Origin of the sequence: Anabaena sp. UHCC 0253 (genome assembly GCF_009712085.1) — a bacterium.
In the GTDB taxonomy this organism is placed as follows: domain Bacteria; phylum Cyanobacteriota; class Cyanobacteriia; order Cyanobacteriales; family Nostocaceae; genus Dolichospermum.
Genome location: NZ_VILD01000021.1, coordinates 13,172 through 22,038, shown reverse-complemented (window position 1 = coordinate 22,038; position 8,867 = coordinate 13,172). Strand labels below are relative to the sequence as shown.

The following is an 8,867-nucleotide window of genomic DNA, read 5'->3' as shown; positions in this document are numbered from 1 at the left end:
CTGTTTCACTAATTCTATATCTATTCTTTGTCTAAAATGAACTAACATTGATGCCTCAAATGGTGCTTTATTACTATAGCTATTCAATCCTATAAAGTATTGTAGATATGGATTTTCTCTTATTTGTTCTACTGTTTCTCTATCACTTAAACCCAATCTTTCTTTGATTATTAAAGCTCCTATGGCTATTCGAAAAGACTTTGCTGGTGCGCCTATTTCTATCGTGAATTGTTTCGCATATTGATCTTCAAATTCTGACCACGGAATTAAATTCGCCATTATTACCCATCTATTATCTTCTGCCAACTGTCCCTCAAATGGCAGTTTAAACTTTTCTATGGGGGTAGGTAGAGTTTCAATTTTTCGATACATTTTCTATGTTTTTGTGAGGATTTTTACCCATTTTACCCGATTGCCTTGCACTTTTTTCCCATTTATAGACTTCAATCACTATTTATATAAGGGTTTCAGCTTTAATCAGCAAGCCCTACTTAGTTGCTCTGATCTAGTCATGAAATTCTCGCCTACTTTACGTCTAATTCTACACTGGGAAGGGAGTATGCAGACGACTATGGACATTTATGCTGCTACTCAAAGCACTTACAGCACGGTAATTTATATCTGGTTGTTGAATTTCGTTTAATAAAATAGTTGATAATTCTTCCGCAATTTGACCATTAACAAGACAATGCTTAATGCTTTGCTTGCTGGCAACATTAACCCAATCATCCCTAAAATCAACCTCAAGCTGTGACTCTAATTGCTTCTTAACTTCTGTCACAACTTCGCTAATAACAGGCGTATTATCTTCCTTTGGGGCTTTATTATCACGCCATTCTCCATACCATCGGTATAGTGTCCTTCGGGCTGTTTTCGCGGTCTTTTCAATTTCTCCTATACTTATACCCTTGTCTAGCAGTTGCCATATCCTAGCTTTATCTTCTTTATTCGCCATATCGTTATATAGTTATATTCTTATACTATTATGGCACTATATAACGATATTGGCACTAATTATGGCATTTTTGGCACTAACAAAAAGCCAACACTAAAAGTTAGTGCTGACTATATAAATCTTTTTTTTAGGAATTAATATTTTACTTGTTTACCTTACCAGGTATCACAGTGGCTTTGTTGCCATTCTTTATAACCACAGAGTACACAGCATCTATCTTGGGATTATAGTCTGTCATTGGTTCTAATCCCGATAATTCAAACTCAAAGATAAGCAGGTCTTTTTCATTGTCTAACAGAGTAATCTTGTTTATTCTCGCAACCTTGTGAGATATCTTATTTTGATTAAGCTGTTTCCGCAGTAAGTTTTTGACCGAGGGAAAATACTTTTCAAAACTACCAGGGGATAAACCTAAATTTGATGCTCTGATGGTTGTTTGCTTAAACTCTACCATATCCAACCTCATGCAATCGGTTAAACTGCGGTATTTGATTATAGGCTCGACTAAACTCTATAGGACAACGTGATTTAATCATCTTAGTCCCAAAACTGCAATACCTGTTTATTTCCAAATAACCATGAGATGTATTCAAATAAAAATGGTATTCATATCTCGAATCTTTATGAATGTAGTATTGTGATTCAAAACTTTTCCTGAAACCAAAACCATGTCCCAACACGCGGATTGCAAAATCTATGCAAAATTGAGGGTAATCTGACAAACTTTTGCACTGGGTTTCAATCCATTCTCTAACTTCGGACTGTTCTAAATATTTGACAATTCTTTCTTGATCAACTGCTGGTTTCATTGCTTTATGCTCCTATATTTCTAATTAACTGTTCCTGTTGATTAGCCAAAAACAAACATCTATCAGCTTTTTGTGTGTTGCCAAGCCGTTGATGTATCCTGGCTAGACTTCGACAATAATCAATCATTTCCTCTAGCTGTTCATTGTTGGTTCTGATGACCTTTTCGGGGTCAATTCCCAGACTTTTATAATTCAACCTTAACATAATTTATTCCTGTGTGAATATGGAAATTAGTCCCCCCAAGGTAGGGGAACTATGGATTATTTACAGACTTCGATATATCTCATCTGGCAATCGTAAGAAAGTTTACTCCAAATAGAATTACGCAAATTTGCATCTACTTGAGAATAGACAAACTTAGCAAAGTTTTTACCATAGTTAAACGCAGCTTGTTCTAGTCTTAATCGCCATGTATCTTGCTGATTAAGGGCTTCAAAATGCACTGGAGACAATCTAGTATTGTTTTCTAAGATTGCCTTATCTAAATCGGCAATTTGAGGCATTACAGCAAAATCATAAATCCTGTCTTTATCATCTTGAGATAACTTATCCCAAGCGTGATCAATAATCCGACTGACTGAGTTATTCTTCATGCTGGCAGACTCACAAGCTAGATTACTGCGATAAGTAAGAGTATTACCTCTAACGCTGATAAACTCACTAGCAGACTTGACAACTCGATAATTATTAGCTAACGCATCACTCAAGATATCCTCCGCCAACTGAATAGCTTTAGAGTATTTGTCTGATTTTTCCTTGGCTTGCTTGTATTCTTCTGTTGGTTCATATTGTGGTGCAACTGATTTTTCAAAGAAGCCTAAGCAAGAATCATCAGCATAGGTTGTGACTAACTCAATAGATAGCTGATCAGCAGATTTATTCAATGTCCAGTCAACTTTTGCCTTGTCAGACTGTAGCCACTGGGTATCCTTCTGAATGACAATATCAATAATTGCTAACCGTAAAGGATCATTAAACTCCGACGGTTCTAGCCTGTAGTATCTGCATTTTTTATTGGTATTTGGATTAATCTTTTGCACGGGTTCACCAAAACCTAAACCAACGTAACCTAGTAAGGTTTTGAAGGTTTCCATGATATGCTTATCATTTTTCTGTGGCTTGATTGGTTCAGACATCCCTAACGCTATTCTTAAATCTTCCCTAGCGTTGATTTGTTCAATAATGCTAATTATCTCAGGTGAAAACTTACTAAACTCTGAGAACCTACAATAATCCTCATCATATTGAATCAGGTCTAAAAATTTGAGTTCATTTAATGCCCAAAGTCTTGACGTTCGCAAACTACGCATACCAGCTAAAAAGCAATAATCAGCAGTGCTTTTAAAATGATAATCGGCTTCATGCTGTTTCATTGCTACGTCAAAATTAACCAATCTAGCGTAATTCTCATGACCTGTTACCCATGACCTATCTTGTAGATGATTTTCCCAGAATTTTACAGAATATCCCTCAACTTCATGTATTCCTGGTAATCTCTCCAGTATCATTTTAGTCTTTTTGATTTTCTGGTTTGTAATCAGATTATTGTCTTTTTTCTCTAGTTTTTTAGCCTCTTCTAGTGTGGCAAAAGGTTCTAAGTTGTACATTAACTTAGCTTCGGCTTCTATCAACTCTATTTTCATTTCCTTGAGTTGATCATCCAATTGGTGATCAATTTCCTCTTGAATTTCTGTAACGTTATGCCCTGACTCTTCCAACTTATACATTAAGCATTTTCTAAGGTTCTGCTTTTCATAATTAGCTAGACCCCAGAACTTAGCACCAATATCAAACCACTTATCATCCTTTTGGCTACTAATCAGATGAGCTATGATATCCTTTGCTGATTCCTTATCATTAGCCAAGTCAATCGCCATTGTTTTATTTAGATTGATTCTATCCAGAATAGTAGATATTATCGCTCGTGGTGTGTAATTGGTAGGGATGCTATTATCTCTTAGCTGTGTGCTGTGTGGACAAAATACATAGTGATCCGGTGTATTATCACGCAATCGGAACATTATTTGCATCTGGCTAGAAGTACCGAGAACTCCACAAAAGAAAGAGAACTTGTGGGTAAAATACGGTATTGTTACCTCAACATCATTAATTATTTGAGATTCACCATTATATTTAATGCTTATCCCACTTTCACAACTTGGAGTAATGATCACAAATTGCGGTTTATTTTCCGCTATCCATTTGTCTGGATTTTTCAGAAATTCTTTAATGTGTGCTTCTGCTATTGTGTCAGCAGAAATAACAATACCTTTCTTACCTTCTTTAGTAAGCAATCGTGCCAACTCATGAGCCAACTTCTTAGAATCAGTTGCCACAAAAGGAGTACACTTATTATCTTTCATCCTCTTAATTAAATGTGATTTTGCCCTTGGCTTTAACTCAATTTCTCCATCTTCCAACTTCAAGATGCCATCACAGAAAATAATATTATGTGGTTTCGGTTTCCTAGTGTTTTCTATTTTGATAACTTTCTTTGAAGGGTCTAGTTTAGCGATAAAATCAACTACAAGGTCTGTCTGGTTTCCATCTAACAAAAAGACACGATTAGCTGCTTTGACGATAATTTCTAGCTGTTCCATTGCGCGGCGTTGTTCAAAGTTTGAGAACGTTCCACCGTCAATAATGTGCAGTAAGACAGAAACAGATTCATCTATATAAACATCATGACCTTCATAATTAATGCCTTCGTTATGTGCTGAGTTGATGCAAAAAGCAAGATGGGTATTCTCATCTTGAATGAGAATTTTATCATCATTTCCAAAATCATCATTAAGATGATAAATTATAATGCCATTTTCTCTTGCTCTTTCAATTGTTTGATGCAACAGATTGTTTCGATAACCAACAATCCTTACGCCTTTCTTGGCTTTTTTGATTAATTTTAGACTAGCTTCTGTTTTGCCCCCACCCATAGGAGCTTTACTAGCTATGATTGCGTTAGATTCTGGGATATCTGGAAATTTGAAAAGAGGGTCATTCTGCTTTGAAGTTGCACTGAATCTATGTGATTTTTTCCACATATCCCAAGCCCAATCATCAACTTCTTTAGATTGAAACTCAGAAGCGATCGCCTTGATATCTCCTAACAATGGATAGCTGATGTTATCAAAATTATCCAATTCGTCAATATCACAACATTCTTTATCAACTTGACCCCACCAAGCAAACTTGACAGTATAGCCAAAACTCATAATTAAGTTTGCCACCTGTTCCCACCGGGTCATGACAGAACTATTTTTAACATCCCCCGCATCTGGATAGATAACTACTTCTTTACTTCCTACATCCTCACTGGCACGGCGTAAGTATTCCTCTAATAGTTTAGGACTACCAGCAAATTGACCACCAGCCGCGCCGATGACAATATTATTTAACCGTCTGGATGCTAGATAAGGTTTAGCCCCTGTTCCTTCAACAATCGCTATTCCTGTAGGGTTTTCTGGTTTGAAGACCGTTAACGGGTTCTCAAGACTACCATTAACATCTAAAGCTAACGTGCCTGATGAACTAAGCCAACGATAACGCCCTGTATTTTCTGCTTTATGTAGTCTTAGCTGTAAAGCTACAATCCTACCCTGGTAATCTCTGAGAGGGCATAAATAACCTTCTCCAGATACCTGTAAACTGCTACCTTTTTTGTTTACGCCTGGTAATCTTGGATCAACATTAAAGGATAGATTCTTGTAGTAAATGGTGACGTTCTCACCGTCTTTACTTTTGAAAGTATAGGGGTATAGATTACTTAAAGATTTGAAACCACAATTAGCAATTTCATCTTGACTAAAACCGCGATTTTTTAGATCCGCAATGGTGGCAGCATCCAGACTCAGAGATTTAAGAATCTTTGTATAGTGCCTGTGGCGGTCATCAACAGATAAAGCATTTTCCCTCTTGGCTTGCTCCTCTAGTCTTTCATCGGCTTTTCTGAGTGCCTGACGGGTTTTCCATTCTTCTAGTTGCTGTTCAGTCCACTCTTGAGAGTTGTCTAATACGAAAGTCGCGCTGTTATGCTGAAAACCGTTATTTGATGGTTTGATGCACTTGTAGCCATTTTCTATATGCCCCTTTACAGCATCGGCAAGGGTCATGCACTGAATAAACTCTTTACCAGAATCTTCTTTGCCCCGGCACTTGCCAGAATCAGAAGCACACACAGGACAGGGTATAAGCTGATAATAACCTTTACTCATTATGCTGCACCCCCGTTTAGGCGAGTGCTAACGATTTGTAATCTTGTCCATTGTGTAGGTGATAGAAAGCCGTTGACTTTTCCGCAGCTATTACAGTGGATATTAGCTGCTAGATGTGTGATTTTCTCTCTCTCTATTACGTGCCACCCCTCGGACTTTCCACAGGAATTGCACTCTCTAGAATCGAGATATTTTAAATCTAACCGCTTGACTATATCGTTATTTAGTTGTATAATTGAAGGATATTCAAAAACATTATGTTGTAACGAACTAACACTTTGCTTTTCTGAAAATAGATGGTTTACTTTTTGCATACCTGTACCTCAAATGTTGTGGTTTGAGTTACGGGTTATTTTTTTTACTCGATTACCGACGAATAACTTGCGTATTGACAAAACTATATATTCTGGATAGAATAGTGAGATATTTAAAATTCTTAAATTGTAGGCTGTTGCCTGGTTTCCTTGGTGTTTTGTCGCAAACAAAACAGGAAAAAATATCTCTTGATAGTAATGTCAACTGGTAATTTTTCAGCCAAATAAGCCGCGTAACAGCTTTTTTTTGCCTGCCACTAAAAGTTATCGGCGGACTGCTTTTAGCTGCATAGAAAAATCGGCTTAGTTTTAAGCATAACATATAATACATGGTTACTACAACTTTCACTAAGTTGTTTAGATACATATTGCTTATGCGATTAGTATCTTTAAAAACCTCAAGACCTTTCGTGGTTTTCTACTGAGAATGCCCTAATACCTGAAATTTTAACCTATAAGCAAAACTTATCATGGGCTTGACATAAGTTTTGCTTATGCTTTGAGAAAGTCCTATTAAGTAACCTGATAGATAAGCTTTACTTATAGGCTATAGGATACTTATACTAAAAACCTTATATATTCAGTTTTCAAGGTTCGGGTGTTGGGGCATAGCTTTTTAACTAGCTTTATTTTTATCGTCGGAAATATAACCCAATTCAGTCAATCTATCTTTTAAAAGCTTATTCACAGCAGCATTAGAGCTAATTAGTTGGTCATCAGCAAAGCTATCAACTGCGGCAGCTATTTCATCTATAAGTCGGATCGACCGTGCTGTAGTCGGTCTTTTTTGTCGTGGCATATAAGCTGTAGGCATTATGTATATCTCTATAATATGTTGGCTATACCAATCTAGCACCAATTAATACTAAAGTGATACCAGATTAATATTAATATAACTTATATAACTAAGCAACCATAATAAATTATTTTAATACCAGTTTAATACCAAAATGATATCAACTACGTTATATTAAAAATAAGTCGGGTAACTGACACCGATAGCTAACAGATAACCTCAAAAATATCTTGTAATTCCTGCGGGTAAAGACTTTGAGCGATTCCATTAGACACTATGACGGATAACCTGACAGTTTCCTCTATGTTTCCTGATAGTTTACCCACTAATTCCTAAAAGCTGTATGTAAGATATGCCACGTAAACGCCGCGATAGTAAGGCTTGTAGCCATGACCTCTTTACCGATTACCCATTAACCAAGTCTGAGTTAACAGACATTCTAGGAGTATCAAGAGATTCAGTAGTTAGGTGGGCAAATTTAGCATTTTGGAGAATTGCCAGCTTCAGAGAAGCTTACCCTAAAAAATCAGATGGAAGCTTTGACTCTGAAAGCCCTTTAAACCCTTACCAATGCTGGATTTTAAGCCGATTGGGTAGAGAGTTTAGTAAGCTGAAAACAGCCGAACGGGTAAAGCTAGGTATTAAGAACAATCCCAGTATTTACTCAAAATATACGTACCATAACGCACTAAGAAACCTCAACAAACTAGGAGCATAAAGCAATGGCAGCAAGAACATCTAAAAAAACCGCAGTTATTGACCCCAATTCCGTATCTATTGCCGATTTTTGCCAGTCTCAAGGTATAAATGAACAGATTTTCAGACTAGAACTGATGCAGCACTGTGATAATGCTGATTCTGCCAAGGTTGTAGAGTTTAGCGTTGCTCAAAATGTTGCTACTTCCTTAACAGCAACAAAACCAGCACTTCCATCACAGCCCCAGCAACAGCTAGAACCACAGGAAACCACACAAAACCCTGAAAACCAGACAGAGAAGGCATTACAGCCAGCACAGGAAACAGCCGCAGGTGAACCACAGAAGGAACAAAATTCTTCTATAGCGGCTTCTACTCCTAAAGCTATTTCTAGTCCTGTCACCGGGGCAAATATCCCCACTGCTTTAGAAGAACTGATCCAAGAGTCAGAAGAGGTCATAGAGTTAGCTGACTTGGTTCATACCTACCGCAACGCCCAAATTATTCAAAATGCCCAAAGTCGTGATTCTGAATTGGTTGGCCAGTTGAGAGAGCGCAGATTAGAAACCCGTCATCAGGTTTTCGACTCCCTACGCGGTCTTAATGCCCGTCAACCCGTAGCTCAGGACTTACCAGAATTACCATCCTCTCTATCAGAAGAAATCAAAGCCCTATCCGATGAACTGGGAAAGCAACTACATAGGGCTTGCTGAATAAACATAAAACCGGGACAAATAGATGACTTGATGGGGATAGAAAGTGAAAAAGGTGCAAGAAAAAGAGTTAAAATGAGTAAAATCCCTTGCATTAAGGCGCATTAAGATGTATAGAAAAGCGCAAGAACAGGAAACAGCACCGGAAAAGTTTCAACTACCCTTCGAGGAGAAATTGGCATTAGACAACCGATGGGTAATTATGGCAAAAATGATCCCTTGGTCGGAATTTGATGGCGAATACGCAGCAATATTTTCAGAAAAAATAGGCGCACCAGCCAAAACATTTAGGATGGCACTGGGGGCATTAATAATCAAAGAAAAGTTAGGAATAAGTGATAGAGAAACAGTAGAACAGATCAGGGAAAATCC

General features: G+C 37.4%; 11 protein-coding genes. 3 read left to right on the top strand and 8 right to left on the bottom strand.

Annotated features, from left to right (window positions below):
* The 8 genes from FJR38_RS27325 to FJR38_RS27290 all read right to left on the bottom strand — a co-directional run.
* Positions 1-372 (bottom strand): transposase (locus FJR38_RS27325; RefSeq protein ID WP_168540740.1); only part of this gene is annotated, 372 nt, incomplete at its 3' end.
* Positions 373-541: 169 nt separating this feature from the next.
* Positions 542-955, bottom strand: a complete 414-nt coding sequence (locus tag FJR38_RS27320) for a helix-turn-helix domain-containing protein (RefSeq protein ID WP_168540738.1) — start codon at positions 953-955, stop codon at positions 542-544.
* A 142-nt stretch (positions 956-1,097) separates the two neighbouring features.
* Positions 1,098-1,409 (bottom strand): hypothetical protein, encoded by a 312-nt coding sequence (locus tag FJR38_RS27315; RefSeq protein ID WP_168540736.1) that lies wholly within the window; start codon positions 1,407-1,409, stop codon positions 1,098-1,100.
* Positions 1,396-1,764, bottom strand: coding sequence for a hypothetical protein (locus FJR38_RS27310; RefSeq protein WP_168540734.1), 369 nt, complete (start codon positions 1,762-1,764; stop codon positions 1,396-1,398). The genes FJR38_RS27315 and FJR38_RS27310 overlap by 14 nt, the downstream gene beginning before the upstream one ends.
* A 4-nt stretch (positions 1,765-1,768) precedes the next feature.
* Positions 1,769-1,969, bottom strand: coding sequence for a hypothetical protein (locus FJR38_RS27305; RefSeq protein ID WP_168540732.1), 201 nt, complete (start codon positions 1,967-1,969; stop codon positions 1,769-1,771).
* Positions 1,970-2,025: 56 nt separating this feature from the next.
* Positions 2,026-5,976: a plasmid replication protein, CyRepA1 family gene (locus FJR38_RS27300; RefSeq protein ID WP_168540730.1), complete on the bottom strand. Its 3,951-nt coding sequence runs from the start codon at positions 5,974-5,976 to the stop codon at positions 2,026-2,028.
* Positions 5,976-6,290, bottom strand: coding sequence for a hypothetical protein (locus FJR38_RS27295; RefSeq protein WP_168540728.1), 315 nt, complete (start codon positions 6,288-6,290; stop codon positions 5,976-5,978). Before FJR38_RS27295 ends, FJR38_RS27300 begins: the two co-directional genes overlap by 1 nt.
* Before the next feature lie 616 nt (positions 6,291-6,906).
* Positions 6,907-7,104: a hypothetical protein gene (locus tag FJR38_RS27290; protein ID WP_168499686.1), complete on the bottom strand. Its 198-nt coding sequence runs from the start codon at positions 7,102-7,104 to the stop codon at positions 6,907-6,909.
* Positions 7,105-7,438: 334 nt separating this feature from the next.
* Between FJR38_RS27290 and FJR38_RS27285 the strand changes: the two genes are divergently transcribed.
* The 3 genes from FJR38_RS27285 to FJR38_RS27275 all read left to right on the top strand — a co-directional run.
* On the top strand, positions 7,439-7,804 hold the full coding sequence (locus FJR38_RS27285; protein WP_168499683.1) for a hypothetical protein: 366 nt from the start codon (positions 7,439-7,441) through the stop codon (positions 7,802-7,804).
* Positions 7,805-7,808: 4 nt separating this feature from the next.
* Positions 7,809-8,495 (top strand): hypothetical protein, encoded by a 687-nt coding sequence (locus FJR38_RS27280; protein ID WP_168540726.1) that lies wholly within the window; start codon positions 7,809-7,811, stop codon positions 8,493-8,495.
* Between the two features lie 109 nt (positions 8,496-8,604).
* A partial coding sequence (locus FJR38_RS27275; RefSeq protein ID WP_168540742.1) for a transposase occupies positions 8,605-8,867 on the top strand: 263 nt, incomplete at its 3' end.